Consider the following 15,502-nt stretch of genomic DNA (forward strand, 5'->3'; position numbering starts at 1 on the left):
CCGCCGGCCTGCGCAGAAGACTTGCTTGAACTTGCCATCGCGATTGGCCTGATCGCGCTCAACGCCGTCTTCGCCCTGTCCGAACTTGCGCTGGTCTCCGCCCGAAAATCGAGGCTTTCCGCACTGGCGGACAGCGGCCGCGCCGGCGCGCGCGCGGCCCTGCGGCTCGCGGAGTCGCCCGGCCGTTTTCTATCCACGGTGCAGATCGGCATCACCTCCATCGGCGTGCTCGCCGGCGCCTTTTCCGGCGCGGCCCTGGGCGCGGCCCTGACGGGTTTTCTGCGCGCGCAAGACATTCCCAATTGGATCGCCGAACCCGCCGGCTTCGGGCTGGTGCTGGGCGCCATCACCTATCTGTCGGTCGTGGTCGGCGAACTCGTCCCCAAGCAACTGGCGCTGCGCGATCCCGAGAGCATCGCCTGCATCGTCGCGCCGGCCATGGCGATGATCTCGCGCGTCGCCGCCCCGCTGGTCTGGCTGCTCGACACCTCAACCCGTCTGGTGTTCAGGCTTTTCGGCGCGCCCGCCGCCGATTCGCGCGCCGTGACGGAAGAAGAAATCAAGACGCTGATGGCGGAGGCCGCCGGCGCCGGCGTGATCGAACGCGACGAGCATCGCATGATCTCCGGCGTGCTGCGCATGGGCGACCGCACGGCGCGGTCGCTGATGACGCCGCGCACCGAGGTCGAATGGCTCGATCTATCGCAACCGGAATCCGCGGTCCTCCTGGCTTTGCGCAAGGCGCGCCACGCGCGCCTGCCGGTCTCCGAAAATTCGCCGGATGAATTCCTCGGCGTGTTGCAGGTGAAGGACGTGCTCGACGCGGCGCTCGGCGGCGGCCCCATCGACCTGCGCGCGCTGCTCAAACCCGCGCCCATCGTGCCGGAAGGACTCGATGCGCTCGACCTCCTGGCGACGCTGCGCGCGGCGGAGGTTCCGGTGGCGCTGGTGCATGACGAATATGGCCAGTTCGAGGGATTGGCCACCCCGGCCGACGTGCTCGACGCCATAGCCGGCGCCTTCCGCTCGGACGACAGCGCCGACGAGCATGAAATGCTGCGCCGCGCCGACGGCTCCTGGCTGATCGCCGGGGCCACGCCTGCGGACGAAGTCGCGGATCACCTCGGCTTTCGTCTGCCCCAGGGCGAATTCGAAACCATGGCCGGCCTGATCCTTCACGCCATGCGCCGCCTGCCGGCCGCGGGCGAACACGTCGACATCGCCGGCTGGCGATTCGAGGTCGTCGATCTCGACGGACGCCGCATCGACAAGGTCCTGGCGATACGCAAGACGCACTGACGCGCGAGCGCGAGCGCGCGTCCTCAAATGGCGACCGCCCGCCGCGGCTACGCCGACGGGCGCTTTTCCGTCGAAGTCTAGAGCCCGTTCAGTGAACTCCCGTTCACCGAACGGGCGCTGGGTTTTTGTTTCTACGCGTTTTCTTCACGCGAACCGGCATCCACGTCGCTCGAAAACGCTCTAGTGTTCAACGGCTTGTGAGCGACGCGCATAACGCACCGCCGCTTCGGCCCTGACAACAGCGGCATTGTTCACGTTCCAGTCAAAGCCGGGCCTGGACGTCGTTCCGTCTGGCGCGAGCCTATGGACGATGCGGCGGTCGTCGACGCAATAATTGGAATACGCATGTTTGAGCTGATTTCGCTCGCACGCGGCGGCGAAATTGGCTTCGGAAGGCCACAGATTGAACGCCTGCGCCGAGGAGACAAGCCAGCCCGCGAGACCCAGCGCCATCGCTGCAACCGCGATCAACTGTTTCGTTTCCTTCGGGGCCGCGCTCGTTGATGGCGCCTCGGAACGAGGCTTCGTCAGCTTGGTCTGCGGTTCGTTCGATTGGAGGGAGTCGGTCTTGTTCATGGGTCTTCTCGGAAGAAAAACGATGCGAAAAACGTGCGCCGCACGCACACGGAGAATTGATGGTCAGATACGAAGGGACGACCAACGCGCTTCGTTGCATTTTATGCATTTGAAGAAAATTTGCGCAAAATGATCGCTAATCTTTACGGGCTTGCCCGCGCCTCCGGCTCGAGACGCGCCGTCACGAAGGCCTTGCGCCTTAATAAGTCTCGCCTGAATCGGCTGGCCGGCGGTCAAGCGGCCTGGCCGCCCTCGCCGGCGCTGGGAGCATCTTGGCGACCCCGTTCCTTCCCGATCCGAGCGGACGGTTGCGGCGCCGTACGCAGGCATTCGGCGCAGGTATCGCGCAACCATTTGCGATCCGCATCCGGTGGCGCTCCGACGGTTCCGTTGAACGCTTTCTTTTCGTGCGCGGCGATGAAGGTCTGCAGCTCGAATGCGACAAGCTCTGGAGAATTTTCTCCGACGTGGATCACGGGGCGTCAGCCTGAATTGCGTTCCCGACCAAATTCCTGATAACGGGCAAGACCTGTCGCGGCCGCCATTGCGGCAAGCCCGTGACGACCCTCTCGACCGCGTGATTCTTTCTGGTTGGCGACTTTTTTTGCCCTGGGTTGGGCGAGGTCGTCTAACCCCTTGTTTTGACTGGAGCGGGCGAAGGGATTCGAACCCTCGACCCCAACCTTGGCAAGGTTGTGCTCTACCCCTGAGCTACACCCGCATCCGTCAAGCGCCGCTGGCCGCGGCATGACGGCTATATGCCGCAAACTTTTGGACATTGCAACAGGGCCGTGACCACTTTTTTTTCAAAACCTGTCTCTCGGGACCTGGGCGATAAAATTGGGGCCCCTCCGCGCCAAAAAACTTGCGAAAGGGCCGGCGCGCCGCCATTTTAGCCGGCAAATCCGTCCCTGCACCCAATGGAATGCCTCATGCCCGGCCCGCAATCGCCCTCCCCCGCCATGGCGCCGCAAAGGCCCGATATCGTCGATGTCACCCTGCAAGGATTCCGCGCGGAGGTGATGGAGGAATCGTTTGACCGCCCCGTGCTGGTGGACTTCTGGGCGCCCTGGTGCGGGCCGTGCAAGCAGCTGACCCCGCGCCTGGAAAAAATCGTGCGCGAGGCGCGCGGAAAAGTGCGTCTCGCCAAGATGAACATCGACGAACACCCGCAGATCGCGCAGAAAATGGGCGTCCAGTCCGTGCCGGCCGTGGTCGCCTTCGTCCAGGGCCAGATGGCCGACGCCTTTACCGGCGCCTTGCCGGAAAGCGAGATCAAAGCTTTTATTCAGCGCCTGCTCGGCCCCGGCGGCGTCGATGTGGAAGCCCTGCTCGCCGAATCGCAGGCTCTGCTCGAGGCCGGGCAGGTCGCCGTGGCCGAAGCGGGATTCGCGCAGATTCTGCAAAACGATCCCGAGCAGCCTGCGGCGCTCGCCGGCCTCGCCCGCTGCGCCCTGGCGCAAGGCGATTCGGAGCAGGCCAAGGCGATTCTCGCGCAAATCCCGGAAAAACACGCCAACACCCCCGCCGTGGCCGCCGCCCGCGCCGCCCTGGCGCTGGAAGAAAAGGCCGGCGGGGTCGGCGACATGGCGTTGCTGCTGGCGCGCGTCGAAACCGCGCCGCACGACCATCCGGCGCGCTACGACCTCGCCGTCGCCCTCAATGCGGCCGGAAAACGCGAGGCGGCGGCGCAGGAGCTGCTGGTGATCATCAAGCACGACCGCAAGTGGAACGACGAAGCCGCGCGAAAACTGCTCTTGGAATTTTTCGACAGCTGGGGCCCGGCCGACCCGGCCACCCGCGCCGCGCGCCGGCAATTGTCGTCGCTGCTGTTTTCCTGAGGAGCCTCCATGGGGATGAACAAACCCTACCGGGCGCCGACGGAGCTTCCCGACGAATTGCCGCTGTTTCCGCTCACCGGCGCCATTCTGCTGCCGGGCGGACAATTGCCGCTGAACATTTTCGAGCCGCGCTATCTCGCCATGTTCGACGACGCCATGCGCGCCGAACGGATCATCGGCTTGATCCAGCCGCGCGACGACCGCGATGGGGCGCCGGGCGAGACGCCGCCGCTTCGCCCCATCGGCGCCGCGGGCCGCATCACGCAAATGTCGGAGACCGGCGACGGCCGCTATTTTGTCGTGCTCAGCGGCATCGCGCGCTTCCGGCTGGTCGAGGAACTGCCGGTCGAGGCCCCCTACCGCCGGGCGCGCGTCGATTTTTCCGAATTTTCGGACGATTTCGCTCCCGAGGAGACCATCTCGCCGGAGCGTCGCGATGGACTCAACGTCATCGCCTTCGACCTCGCCAAGGCGTTGAAACTCGACATCGCCCGCAAGGACATCGAGGCCATGCCGGATTTCGACATGATCTCCGTGTTCTCGATGATCGGCCCGTTCAACCCCTCGGAAAAGCAGGCGCTGCTCGAAACCACGGGCCTGACGGGCCGCGCCGACCTGCTGCTCGCGCTGGCGGAAATCGCCCTGTCGCGCGCCACCCATTCCGATCGCCCCCTGCAATAGGATTCTGAAATGACCGAGGAAAGAAAATCCGTCGCCGGCGCCGCCGGCATCGATCCGCGCCTGCTGGAGATCCTGGTCTGCCCGCTGACCAAGACCGTGCTGCGCTTCGATGCCGAACGCAACGAACTGGTGTCGCTGGCGGCGCGCCTCGCCTATCCGATCCGCGACGGCATTCCGATCATGCTGCCGGAAGAAGCGCGCCGACTCGAGGATGATGCCGCCTGATTATTGAGCGATTTGCCTGGCAGGCCAGCATTCTTGTTAAAATTTGCGCATGACTCTCACGCTGACTGTGCCTAAAAATGGCACAGCTTGCGCATACCTGTCAGGCATAACGGCTATTTTCTGGTCCCCGTCATGAAGCTCATCACCGCCATCATCAAACCCTTCAAACTCGATGAAGTCCGAGAACGCCTGCTGGAATTGAAGATCGACGGGATGACCGTCAGCGAGGCCAAGGGTTATGGCCGGCAGAAGGGCCATACCGAAATCTATCGCGGCGCCGAATATATGGTCAGCTTCCTGCCGAAGCTGCGGGTCGAGATCGTCGTCCGCGACGAACAGGTCGCGTCGGCGCTCGAAGCCATCGTATCGGCCTCCCGCACCGGCCAGATCGGCGACGGCAAGATTTTCGTCAGCCCGATTGAGCACGCGTTGCGCATCCGAACCGGCGAAACCGACAACGACGCGGTCTGACCGCGAACAAAGGCCCTCCCCATGAAAAAGTATCTTGCCCGCCCCGGCGTCGCCGGGGCGCTGGGAATGCTTTGCTGCGCGACGCCCGCCCTGGCGGCCGATGCGAAGATCGACGCGGGCGACACCGGCTTCATGATTTTTTCGACCGCGCTGGTGCTGATGATGACCCTGCCGGGTCTGGCCCTGTTCTACGCCGGCATGGTGCGCAAGAAGAACGTGCTCGCGACCATGGCGCAGAGCCTGATGGCGACGGCGCTGGTGTCGCTGCTGTGGTTCGGGATCGGCTACAGCCTGTCGTTCCGCGGCGACGGCGCCTGGATCGGCGACTTTTCCGCCCCGTTCCTGAGCGGCATCGGCCTCGACACGATCAGCCCGCTGGCCAAGACCATTCCAGAACTGTTGTTCTGCATCTACCAGATGACATTCGCCATCATCACAGTGGCGCTGATCGGCGGCGCCGCGGCGGACCGGATGAAATTCTCGGCCTTCACCCTGTTCGCCGCGCTCTGGCTGTTCGTCGTCTACATTCCCAGCGCCCACTGGGTCTGGGGCAACGGCTTCTTGCAGACTCTCGGCGTGATCGACTTCGCCGGCGGCACCGTCGTGCACATCAACGCGGGCATTGCCGGCCTGATCGCCGCGCTGATGGTCGGCAACCGCATGGGCTATGGCCGCGAAAACCTGTCTCCTTATGACCTGTCCATGGCTTTCGTCGGCTTAGGGCTGCTTTGGGTGGGCTGGTTCGGCTTCAATGGCGGCTCGGCTCTGGGGGTCGGCTCGCGCGCGGTCTACGCCATCACCGCAACGCATCTTTCGGCCTGCGCCGGCGCGCTGGTGTGGGGCGGCATCGAATGGGCCCAGCGCGGAAAACCCTCCGTGCTCGGCCTGATCTCGGGCGCCGTTGCGGGTCTCGGCACGATCACCCCGGCCTCGGGCTTTGTCCTGCCCTGGCATGGCGCGGTGATCGGCCTGCTCGCCGGCTTCATCTGCTTCTGGGCCTCGACCGTGCTCAAGATGAGACTGCGCTACGACGATTCGCTCGACGTGTTCGGCGTCCACGGCGTCGGCGGCGTTTTGGGCACCTTGCTGGCGGGCGTGTTCGCCACCGCGTCCGTGAGCGCCGCCGACGGACAGCCGGGCGTTTCCGGCCTGATCGAGGGCAACTGGCATCAGCTGATGGTCCAGGGCGTCGGCGTGCTCGTCGTCGGGCTGTGGTGCGCGCTCGGCACCGCCATCGTGCTCAAATTCGTCGATCTCGTCATCGGCCTGCGCGCGAGCCCGGACCAGGAGCGCGAAGGCCTCGACCTCGCCCTGCACGGGGAATCGCTGCACGCTTGACCGTCTTGGTCGCAAGCGTTCAATTGTGAACCGATCGGCGCCGCGGCCCAGCCGCGGCGCTTTTTTGTCTGGGGACGGTTATGGCGCGCGCAGTCGACGAATTGCTTGAGATTCTCGATCTTGAAAAGATCGAGGAAAATCTGTTTCGCGGCCGCAGCCCCCAGGTCGGCTGGCAGCGCGTGTTCGGCGGTCTGGTGATCGCCCAGGCGCTGGTTGCGGCGCAACGCACCGCGCCTCAGGCCCCCGCCCACTCCCTCCATGGCTATTTCCTGCTCGGCGGCGATCCCTCCACCCCCATCGTCTATCAGGTCGATCGCATTCGCGACGGTCGCAGTTTTGCGACCCGCCGCTGCCAGGCCATCCAGCACGGCCGCGTCATTTTTTCGATGGCCGCCTCGTTCTTCAATGCGGAGGACGGGCTCGAGCACGCGTTTTCGCCGCCAGACGTCCCAGCTCCAGAAAACTTGCCTGACGAGAGTGATTTCCTCGCCCGCTACGGGGCGCAAATGCCCGAACCGGTGCGCCGCTATTTTCAGCGGGAGCGCCCCATCGAAATGCGGCCCGTCGACCCCGGTCGCTATATTTCGCGCGGAAAACAGGACGATCCCGTGCAAAAAGTCTGGGTGCGCGCCACCGCGCTCCTGCCCGACGATCCCGCGCTGCATCGCGCGACGCTGGCCTATTTTTCCGACATGACCCTGCTCGACACCTCGCTGATCGCGCACGGCCGCTCGGTGTTCCATCCCGACATCCAGGCGGCGAGCCTCGACCACGCGCTGTGGATGCATCGCCCGTTCCGCGCCGACGAGTGGATGCTTTATGTGCAGGACAGCCCCAACGCGCGCGGCGGCCTCGGCTTCAGCCGGGGCGCGCTCTACAGCCGCGACGGCGCGCTGATCGCCTCGGTCGCGCAGGAAGGCCTCATTCGCCTTCGCCGCGATCCGGCGCCGGGCCTGGGGCAGTGGTGAGGAAAAAGGCGCCGCCCGCATCGCCGCCGCGCGAGTCTGCCTAATTTATCGCCATCTGCCTCTCCGGAAGGCGGATTGCGCGGGAAAAGCCGCGCTTCTGCTCAAAAAACCTAATGAATCCCTACGACTCAGCGTCTGGCATGGTCCTTGTTAAGGCAGAGCAGGTCGCCGGCTGTGCCCGGCCGGCCCGCCCAAGAAGCGAAATTTTCTTTCGCCAAGAACAGGGATCAACAAATGAAAATCGTAACGGCGATCATCAAACCGTTCAAACTGGATGAGGTGCGCGACGCGCTGACCGCGGTCGGCGTCCACGGCCTCACGGTCACGGAAGTGAAGGGCTACGGCCGCCAGAAGGGCCACACCGAAATCTATCGCGGCGCCGAATATGCCGTGAGCTTCCTGCCGAAGCTGAAGATCGAAGTCGCGGTGGCCGCCGATCTCGTGGCCAAGGCGATCGAGGCCATTTCCGGCGCCGCGCGCACCGGCCAGATCGGCGACGGCAAGATTTTCGTCAGCCCGCTAGAGCAGGCGATCCGCATCCGCACCGGCGAGCGTGATTCCGACGCGCTCTGATCCCTTCCCGCGATGGTCCGCCCCGACCCGGAGGCGTGGGACCGGACTTCGCCAACTCATGTGTCCCAGGAGTGAAATGATGAATTTGTCACCATCGAAGACCGGGCTGAAAGCGCTCGGGCTCGCCTTAGCCGGCGTGGCCCTCTGCGCTTGCGCGGCCTATGCCCAAGACGCGGCGCCCGCCGCGGCCGCGGCCGCGGCTGCTGCGCCTGAACCCGCCGCCGCCGCAGCGGCGACGCCCGTCCCCAACAAGGGCGACACCGCCTGGCTGCTGATCTCCAGCGCGCTGGTGCTGATGATGTCCATCCCGGGTCTCGCCCTGTTCTACGGCGGTCTCGTTCGCACCAAGAACATGCTGTCGATCCTCACCCAGGTTTTCGCCATCGTCTCGCTGGTCGGCGTGGTCTGGACGCTCTACGGCTATTCCATGACCTTCACCAACGGCGGCGCCGTCAACGACTTTGTCGGCGGTTTCTCCAAGGTCTTCCTGAGCGGCGTGACCCCCAGCTCGGTCGCGGCCACCTTCTCCAACGGCGTCGTGGTTCCGGAACTCGCCTATTTCGTGTTCCAGATGACCTTCGCCATGATCACCCCGGCCCTCATCGTCGGCGCCTTCGCCGAGCGCATGAAGTTCTCGGCGGTCATGCTGTTCATCCTGCTCTGGGTGACGGTGATCTATTTCCCGATCGCCCACATGGTTTGGTACTGGGCCGGCCCGGACGCGATCGGCGACGCCGCCAAGGCTCTCGCCAAGGCGACCACGGAGGCTGACAAGGCCACCGCGCAGGCCGCGCTGGACGCCGTGAACGCCGACGCCGGCCGCATCTTCCAGTCGGGCGCGCTCGACTTCGCGGGCGGCACCGTGGTGCACATCAACGCGGGCATCGCCGGCCTCGTCGGCGCGCTCATCATCGGCAAGCGCATCGGCTACGGCCGCGAAGCCCTGCCGCCGCACTCGCTGACCATGACCATGATCGGCGCCTCGCTGCTGTGGGTCGGCTGGTTCGGCTTCAACGCCGGCTCCAACCTGGAAGCCAATGGCGTGACCGCCATGGCCTTCGTCAACACCATGGTCGCCACCGCCGGCGCCGCGCTGTCGTGGCTGCTGGTCGAATGGGCGATCAAGGGCAAGCCCTCGCTGCTCGGCCTGGTTTCGGGCGCAGTCGCCGGCCTCGTCGCCGTGACCCCGGCTTCCGGCTATGCCGGTCCGATCGGCTCGCTCGTGCTCGGCCTCGCGGTCTCGCCGATCTGCCTGTTCTTCGTCTCCACCGTGAAGAACGCGCTGGGCTACGACGACGCGCTCGACGTGTTCGGTGTGCACTGCATCGGCGGCATCACCGGCGCGCTGGCCACCGGAATTCTGGTGAACCCGGCCCTCGGCGGCGTCGGCCTGACCGACTACACCAACTTCGCCAACGGCAACGCCCCGACCGCCGCCTTCGACATGTGGGGTCAGGTGCTCATCCAGGCCAAGGCCGTGGGCACGACCCTGGCGTGGTCGGGCATTGGCTCGGCGATCCTCTACAAGCTCGTGGACTGGACCGTCGGCCTGCGTCCGGCGCCGGACCAGGAGCGCGAAGGCCTCGACGTCACCGACCACGGCGAGCGCGCCTACAACTACTGATCCCCCCCCAGGGATCATCGAAGCGGCGGGGCGACCCGCCGCTTTTTTGTTGGCGGTCCGTGCGATGCCATCGATCATCGCGCTGCGGCGCCGAAGAACTCGACAGGACCGTCGAACGCGTGGCATATCGCAACGCCATAGCCACAAAATCCGGCGCGCTGGCCAAGGAGTACGCATATGCCGATGATCCAACTGATCTACGCCTCGCAGCCGCTGGGCTTCGACGTCAGCGACCTCCGCGCCATCCTCGTGACCTCGCGCCAGCGCAACGAGCGCGACGACGTCACCGGGGCGCTGATCTGCCGCGCCGATATTTACCTGCAATTGCTTGAAGGACCGCAAGAGGCGGTCGAGGCGACCTTTCAGCGCATTTCCAGGGATCGTCGGCATGTCGGGGTCAAGGTGCTGAGCCGGCGCGAGGTCACCGAAAGACTGTTCCCGAAATGGGCGATGCGCGACGACCCCGTGCAGTCCTGGATGTGGACTCAGGACGAGGTCAACGCCGGCGCAGTCGATCGCGCCACCCCGGACGAGGCGGTCGCGATCTTTGAGCGTCTGGCCCGCGAACTCGCCTGACGTCTGGCGCGAGCGCATTCGGAGAACACCCCGAATGCGCGCCGCTCAATTGCTGACGATTTTATAGCTCTCTCCGGGCTTCACCCCGTCCTCGCCAATCCCGTTGAGCATCATGAATTGCTCGGTCGCGTGGTCGCCCGTCGCCATCCGCGCCGCCAGCGTGGCGATGGTGTCCTGCTTGCCCGCGGCCACGATGCGCAGACGCAGGGTCGCCGCGACCTTCGCCTCCTCCGGCGCGAGCGCGCGAAAACTTCCGATCGAGGCGGCGAATTTTTGGCGCATCTCAGGCGTCAGCGACTTCACCGCGAAGATGATGCGGTAAAATTCGTCGCGCCAGGCGATCACCGCCACCCGAAAATTCCATTCGCCCGCGCGGGCGTCGGCGAACACGGCGGGCAGGCCGTTGACTTGCCCCGTCTCGACCGAAGACGGCAGCAAGCCGTCGATCCAGCCGGAGGTGAGATATGCGGTCAGGCTCTTGCCGGCGGGCGCGCGCACGCTATCGAGCCGCAAGGCTTCCGCTCCGCCGTCGGCGACGCCCAGCACCGCCGCATGGGAGTTTTCCAGCACAAACCCTTCGGGCGCTTCGAAGGCGAAGCCCAGGCGCGGATGCAAAAACTGGCGCCCGATGATGGCCCCGTCCTTGGGATCGTCACCGAACGCCATCCCGTCGATGGCGGCGAGATAGGGCGCGCGGGCGACGTCGCCCACGCCGGGCGCGCCGATCTGCCGCGCCTCCGAAAGCGCACCGGCGATCCGCTCGGGCGTGGAGGGATGGCTGGAGAGCAGATCGGGCTTGTCGCTCTTCTGGCCGGTCATTTCGTTGCGCAACTCCGAGGCGCGCCCCAGCGCGGTGAGGAAACGCGAAGCGCCGAACGGATCGTAGCCGGCGCGCGCCGCCGCGCGTATGCCGATCTTGTCGGCCTCCAGCTCCTGCTGGCGAGAAAAGCCCGCCAGCGACAGGGCGGACGTGGATTCGAGCTGCTCGCCCTTTTGCCGACTCTGAATCACCGTGGCGGCGCGCGTGATCACCTGCGCGGTCTTTTCCTGCTCGGCGCGCAAAAAAGCGTGGCGGGCGGTGACATGCCCGATCTCGTGGGCCATGACGGCGGAGATTTCCGCCGTGTCATTGGCCAAGGCCAGCAGGCCGCGGGTGACGAACAGGTCGCCCGTCGGCAGCGCGAAGGCGTTGATCGCGCCCGAATTGAGGATGGTGACGCGATAGGGCTGATTCGGCGTGTCGCTGACGCGCGCCAGCTTGTTCAGAACGTCGTTCAGATAGTTTTCCGCCCGGGGCCAGCGATATTCACCTCCGAACATGGCGATCAGTTTTTTGCGTTCGGCGGTATCCGCGACCGCCGGCTTGGGCGGCGCGGGCGCGGGCGTTTCGACGTTCAGCCCACCCTGGTGTTCGAGCGTCGAACAGCCGGTGACCAGCAGGAGCGTTGCGAGGGCCGGTCCTAAGCCGGAAAACCGCCACGCCTGCCTTCGCTTCGCCGCCATGTCCTCTTCGCCCGTTTCGGCTCGCGCCGTCAAAATTTTTGGCCGGACGGATTGGCGTCCCGCGGCTCATCCATAAACTCGATTTGCTCAGGATGGAACAATTCCATGTGGGGTCCGCGCGTCAATTCGACAACACCGCGCAGGCGAAGCTCGCTCCTGCGCAGAGCCGCTTCGGAAAATCCTGCGCGTTCAAAGGCCTGCATGTGGCGTTTGGCGATGGTGGCGTAGAAGCCGCCAAACCCTCCGAAATTCAGGTAAAGCCGCGCCGACGTGCGGCCAACCGAGGCGACTCGTCCCTCGACCAGCGTCAGCGCGCCGTCTCGGCCAACGAAATCCTGCGTGCGATCCGCCACGAGCACGGCAAAGGCCGGATCGGACCACAGGCCGGCCCCGGCGGCACGCGCTGCGGCCTCGGCGAGGCGAACGCCCCGGTCGCAAGGCGCAGCGCCGGCCCCGCGCATCGCCAGGCCCGCGCCAACAAGGATTTCGTCGACCGATTCGTCCTGATCGGGCAGGAACAGGAGCGCCGGCATCCGCCCCCATCGGTCAACAACGCCGAGCTTTTCCAGGAACAGGGTTTTCCCGTGCAGAAAAGCCTGAGTCTCGGCGGCGATCGTCGCAACGCGGTCAGGTTGCGCAGAGCTGGCGCGCGGCGGCTCCAAGGCTGGAAAATAGATCAGGCGTCCATCGGCGAGGCGGATGTCCAGCCGATGGTCGACAGACGCCACTTCGACGGGTTCCCGCGGTCCGGCGGGGCATTCGGCGCCCAGTGCGGGAGAGAGGCGAGCGACGATCAGACAGGCGGCGAGGGCAAGACGCATGGGGGGCGAGGATATCCGGTCGCCGCCATGGGAAATGTTTTTCACCGAACAATTTTGTGCTAGAGCGTGAAACGTGCGGTCGTCGGCGTTCCGGCGCTCTCGCGCGTCCCGGTAGCTCAGCAGGATAGAGCAACGGTTTCCTAAACCGTAGGTCAGGGGTTCGAATCCCTTCCGGGACGCCAATAATTTCAATGAGTTGGTAAGCTTGATAAGCAGCGTTCTAGCCGCGGGGCACCACCGGGGCACTCCGCGCGCGCCTTCACTCTGCCGATGGCTTCTTGACGCCAGAGGGCGTGAAGCGCGTGCGAGCGGCGATGGCGGCGAACAAGATGAAGTGGGAAGCCTCCGGCAAGCCGATGAACGCGACCGGGCGCAATCGCCTTGACGAATCCATTATCCCTGGTCTGCGGGGCGAAGCGCCTTTGGACGGAGAGTTTCTTGCCGGCCTGGAGAAGTGGGTTGTCGCCAAGGAGCAGGAGGCGGCGAGCAAGGATCAATGATTCTCCGGGGCGCCGACTTATCCACAGCTCGTTGCAACGAGCGCCTGTTACGACTCATGTCGGACGATCTGCTCTAACCCGTTGATTTATTTCATCCTTCATGAATTGGCTGGGGCGGCAGGATCCCCAGCTGGCGCGACGACCGCTCTCAAGCCCTTGTGAAGTCAGGTGAAAACTGCTGCGACGTTTCAAATTGTAGCACCGAGGTGTGGCGCCTAACAATCGCAGATGTCGCAACGGGTGAACGCACGAACGGCCCTACGACCGAGTCCGGCTCGTTGCGGTCGTCGAGGCTTCTTCGGGAACCCCTGAAAGAGGGCGGAAAGCCGTCGAACGGTTTGAAATCTATAGCCGCGCTGCAATCCGCCCAATGATTGGCGGCCTTCGCAATGACCAAGCTGCCGATCATTTCGCCAGCGCTTTACGCGATGTTTTCGCCTTCAACATCAAGGGCGCACAACGTTTCGGATTGTCATGGATCGCCACGCAATCCAGGCATTGGAAACAATCGGAATAGATCACGGACCCGCTGCGCGCGATCGCGCCATAGCGGCATTTCACCCGGCACAATTGACAGGGCGTTCCGCATTCCCTTCGGCGCGCGATCCAGTTCCAGAGCCTCACAAAACTCAGCGCCGAGAAGGCCGCACCGAGCGGGCACAGATAGCGGCAGAAGAATTTGTAATGGAACACGCCGATCAGCACCAGCGCGGCGGCATAAAGAACGAAGGGCGCAGAGCGGAGGAAGGTCAGGGTGATCGCGGTCTTGAACGGCTCGATCTCGGCGATCCCCTCCGCCTGCGACGCGAACAACACCGCGGTGACCAGAACGACCGCCAGCACGATGAACTTCGGCAGGCGGGCCAGACGTTCATAGCGTGGCGGCAGGGCGAACTGCCTGATCCGCGTCGCGCGCGCCAATGCGCCGACGAATTCCTGCAACGCCCCGAACGGACACAGCCAGCCGCAGAAGGTGCCGCGCCCCCAGGCGAACAGCGCGACGAGAGCGAACGCCGCCACCATCAGCGTCGGCGGGTCCCAAAGCAGGAACTGGAAATTCCCCTCGCCCTTCAGCGCCTTGATCGCGCCAATCAGCCAGACGATCGACAATTGCGCCTGGGCGATCCAGCCGATGAAAATGAGCGTGAAGGCGAGAAAGCCCAGCCGGAAGATTTTCAGCCGGCGCGGCGAACGCACCAACGCCTTTTGCCGCGACAGGGCAACCGCCAGCACGGCCAGACCGACGGCGAGAATGGAGATGTCGCGCGCCCGACTGTCCCAGATCGAGGCGAGGCCTACGCCCTTGTCCTCGGGCGGCAAGTCGAACAGCGCTGGCGGCAGGCTGTAGCCCAGCTTGAAATCGGCGGTGTATTTCTCCGGATAGACCAAGCCCTTCTGGCGAAGGACGCGCACGGAGATTTCGGAGGCGCCGGCCGGATCGAAGGCGGCCTCCGGCGGGATACGCAGGATGGCGACATCGGCCGTCGCGAGTTCGGGCTTGGGCGGGTCGCGCGTTTCGCTCCAGACGAAATCGCGCCAGATCACCGGCGCGCCGGCTTGCGCCAGCGCGATGTAATCCGGCGTTCCCCCCGGCGTGAAATTGTCCGGCATGAAGGTCCAGCGCCCGAGCGCGGCGACAAACATGGCTGAGCCGCCGTCGAGCAGCCCCATCAGCTTGCGCCAGGCGGCCTCGCCGAGCAGGTTGCGGCCAATGATCGGCACATCGAACTGCGCCACATAGACTTCGGTGAATGTGGCCCCGGGCGCCCGCAAGGCCTCGGCGTCGAGACCGGCCGCCTCCGAGCCGGCGAAGGCACGCTCGACCTCGGCATTGCTCAGCGTCAACTTGCGGACATAGCCGCGCGCCAGCAATTGCTCGAAACTCAGCGGCGCGAAAACATTTTTGCGCACGCGCGCGACGCGGTTCGGGTCGCGGCCGGCGGAAAAGCCGAGTTTTGCGCGCGCGACCTGCAAGGCCGAGGCGATCAGCGTCTCGTTGACGATCCGAACCGAAGCCGTGGCCTTGGAAATCCCGTCGATCTCCACCGCGAGGCTGTCCGGGGCCGCCGCCGTCCGCGCGCCGGGACGCACGATCTTGATCGACTGATGCAGCGACAAATCCGCGTATTGCCGAACGAACTCATGCAGGGGCTCCGGCCCCAATCCGTCGACGAAGACCGGTTCGTGTTGCGACAGCACGCGCACGTCGAGGAAGGAGCCGTCCGGCCGCAACGCCACGAGCAGATTGACCGGCGTGCCGGAAAACCCCGGGATCGGCTGGAAATCGACGGATTCGAAAACATGGGCGACCAGTTCGTCCCGCGTCGCCATCCTGCGGTAAATCGGCCAGATCGGCAGGACGGGATCGCGTTCGCCGACCTGGAACGGCGGCGGAAACAGTTTTGCGACGCCCGCGCGGTCGAGCGTCGCGGCGCGCCCCGGAGCGACGAGGACCATCGCCAGGGTCACAAGCATCGCCGCGCGCAAAATCCAGCTCTTCGCCATG

At 65.2% G+C, this 15,502-nt stretch carries 16 protein-coding genes and 2 tRNA genes; 13 read left to right on the forward strand and 5 right to left on the reverse strand.

Annotated features, from left to right (window positions below):
- The first annotated feature begins 21 nt into the window (after nt 1-21).
- A complete protein-coding gene (locus GJ654_RS11065) occupies nt 22-1,299 on the forward strand; it encodes a hemolysin family protein (RefSeq protein WP_155446216.1) in 1,278 nt (425 codons plus the stop codon).
- A 180-nt stretch (nt 1,300-1,479) separates the two neighbouring features.
- Here the strand turns inward: GJ654_RS11065 and GJ654_RS11070 are convergent, their stop codons facing one another.
- On the reverse strand, nt 1,480-1,875 hold the full coding sequence (locus GJ654_RS11070) for a hypothetical protein (RefSeq protein ID WP_155446217.1): 396 nt from the start codon (nt 1,873-1,875) through the stop codon (nt 1,480-1,482).
- A 272-nt stretch (nt 1,876-2,147) separates the two neighbouring features.
- Here GJ654_RS11070 and GJ654_RS11075 point away from each other — a divergent pair, with 272 nt between their 5' ends.
- Entirely contained in the window at nt 2,148-2,366 is a 219-nt protein-coding gene (locus tag GJ654_RS11075; RefSeq protein WP_155446218.1) for a hypothetical protein, read from the forward strand.
- 155 nt (nt 2,367-2,521) lie between these two features.
- Here GJ654_RS11075 and GJ654_RS11080 read toward each other — a convergent pair.
- Nucleotides 2,522-2,596 (reverse strand) — tRNA-Gly (locus tag GJ654_RS11080).
- Between the two features lie 211 nt (nt 2,597-2,807).
- Here GJ654_RS11080 and trxA point away from each other — a divergent pair.
- The 9 genes from trxA (at nt 2,808) to GJ654_RS11125 (ending at nt 10,172) form a co-directional block, all read left to right on the forward strand.
- The gene (gene trxA, locus GJ654_RS11085) at nt 2,808-3,716 is read left to right on the forward strand and encodes a thioredoxin (RefSeq protein ID WP_155446219.1); all 909 of its coding nucleotides are present in this window, start codon (nt 2,808-2,810) and stop codon (nt 3,714-3,716) included.
- A gap of 9 nt (nt 3,717-3,725) precedes the next feature.
- A complete protein-coding gene (locus tag GJ654_RS11090) occupies nt 3,726-4,397 on the forward strand; it encodes an LON peptidase substrate-binding domain-containing protein (protein ID WP_155446220.1) in 672 nt (223 codons plus the stop codon).
- Nucleotides 4,398-4,406: 9 nt separating this feature from the next.
- A complete protein-coding gene (locus tag GJ654_RS11095) occupies nt 4,407-4,622 on the forward strand; it encodes a Trm112 family protein (RefSeq protein WP_155446221.1) in 216 nt (71 codons plus the stop codon).
- Between the two features lie 132 nt (nt 4,623-4,754).
- Nucleotides 4,755-5,093: a P-II family nitrogen regulator gene (locus GJ654_RS11100; RefSeq protein ID WP_155446222.1), complete on the forward strand. Its 339-nt coding sequence runs from the start codon at nt 4,755-4,757 to the stop codon at nt 5,091-5,093.
- Between the two features lie 21 nt (nt 5,094-5,114).
- The gene (locus GJ654_RS11105) at nt 5,115-6,431 is read left to right on the forward strand and encodes an ammonium transporter (RefSeq protein WP_155446223.1); all 1,317 of its coding nucleotides are present in this window, start codon (nt 5,115-5,117) and stop codon (nt 6,429-6,431) included.
- Between the two features lie 80 nt (nt 6,432-6,511).
- Complete coding sequence (tesB, locus tag GJ654_RS11110) at nt 6,512-7,399, forward strand: acyl-CoA thioesterase II (RefSeq protein WP_155446224.1); 888 nt, start codon at nt 6,512-6,514, stop codon at nt 7,397-7,399.
- Between the two features lie 234 nt (nt 7,400-7,633).
- Nucleotides 7,634-7,972, forward strand: a complete 339-nt coding sequence (locus GJ654_RS11115) for a P-II family nitrogen regulator (protein WP_155446225.1) — start codon at nt 7,634-7,636, stop codon at nt 7,970-7,972.
- A 79-nt stretch (nt 7,973-8,051) separates the two neighbouring features.
- On the forward strand, nt 8,052-9,596 hold the full coding sequence (locus GJ654_RS11120; protein ID WP_155446226.1) for an ammonium transporter: 1,545 nt from the start codon (nt 8,052-8,054) through the stop codon (nt 9,594-9,596).
- A gap of 177 nt (nt 9,597-9,773) precedes the next feature.
- Entirely contained in the window at nt 9,774-10,172 is a 399-nt protein-coding gene (locus GJ654_RS11125) for a BLUF domain-containing protein (protein WP_155446227.1), read from the forward strand.
- Between the two features lie 45 nt (nt 10,173-10,217).
- Here the strand turns inward: GJ654_RS11125 and GJ654_RS11130 are convergent, their stop codons facing one another.
- Together GJ654_RS11130 and GJ654_RS11135 are read right to left on the reverse strand one after the other, a co-directional pair.
- Nucleotides 10,218-11,675, reverse strand: a complete 1,458-nt coding sequence (locus GJ654_RS11130) for a M48 family metalloprotease (RefSeq protein WP_155446228.1) — start codon at nt 11,673-11,675, stop codon at nt 10,218-10,220.
- Between the two features lie 29 nt (nt 11,676-11,704).
- A complete protein-coding gene (locus GJ654_RS11135; protein ID WP_155446229.1) occupies nt 11,705-12,496 on the reverse strand; it encodes a hypothetical protein in 792 nt (263 codons plus the stop codon).
- Between the two features lie 105 nt (nt 12,497-12,601).
- On the opposite strand from GJ654_RS11135, the gene GJ654_RS11140 reads away from it, so the two are divergent.
- Both GJ654_RS11140 and GJ654_RS11145 read left to right on the forward strand, forming a co-directional pair.
- Nucleotides 12,602-12,678 (forward strand) — tRNA-Arg (locus GJ654_RS11140).
- A 96-nt stretch (nt 12,679-12,774) separates the two neighbouring features.
- A complete protein-coding gene (locus GJ654_RS11145; protein ID WP_155446230.1) occupies nt 12,775-12,996 on the forward strand; it encodes a hypothetical protein in 222 nt (73 codons plus the stop codon).
- Between the two features lie 405 nt (nt 12,997-13,401).
- Here the strand turns inward: GJ654_RS11145 and GJ654_RS11150 are convergent, their stop codons facing one another.
- On the reverse strand, nt 13,402-15,501 hold the full coding sequence (locus GJ654_RS11150) for a 4Fe-4S binding protein (RefSeq protein WP_155446231.1): 2,100 nt from the start codon (nt 15,499-15,501) through the stop codon (nt 13,402-13,404).
- Nucleotide 15,502: the final 1 nt, after the last annotated feature.

The sequence above is a fragment of the Rhodoblastus acidophilus genome (genome assembly GCF_009720655.1).
GTDB classification, from domain to species: domain Bacteria; phylum Pseudomonadota; class Alphaproteobacteria; order Rhizobiales; family Beijerinckiaceae; genus Rhodoblastus; species Rhodoblastus acidophilus_A.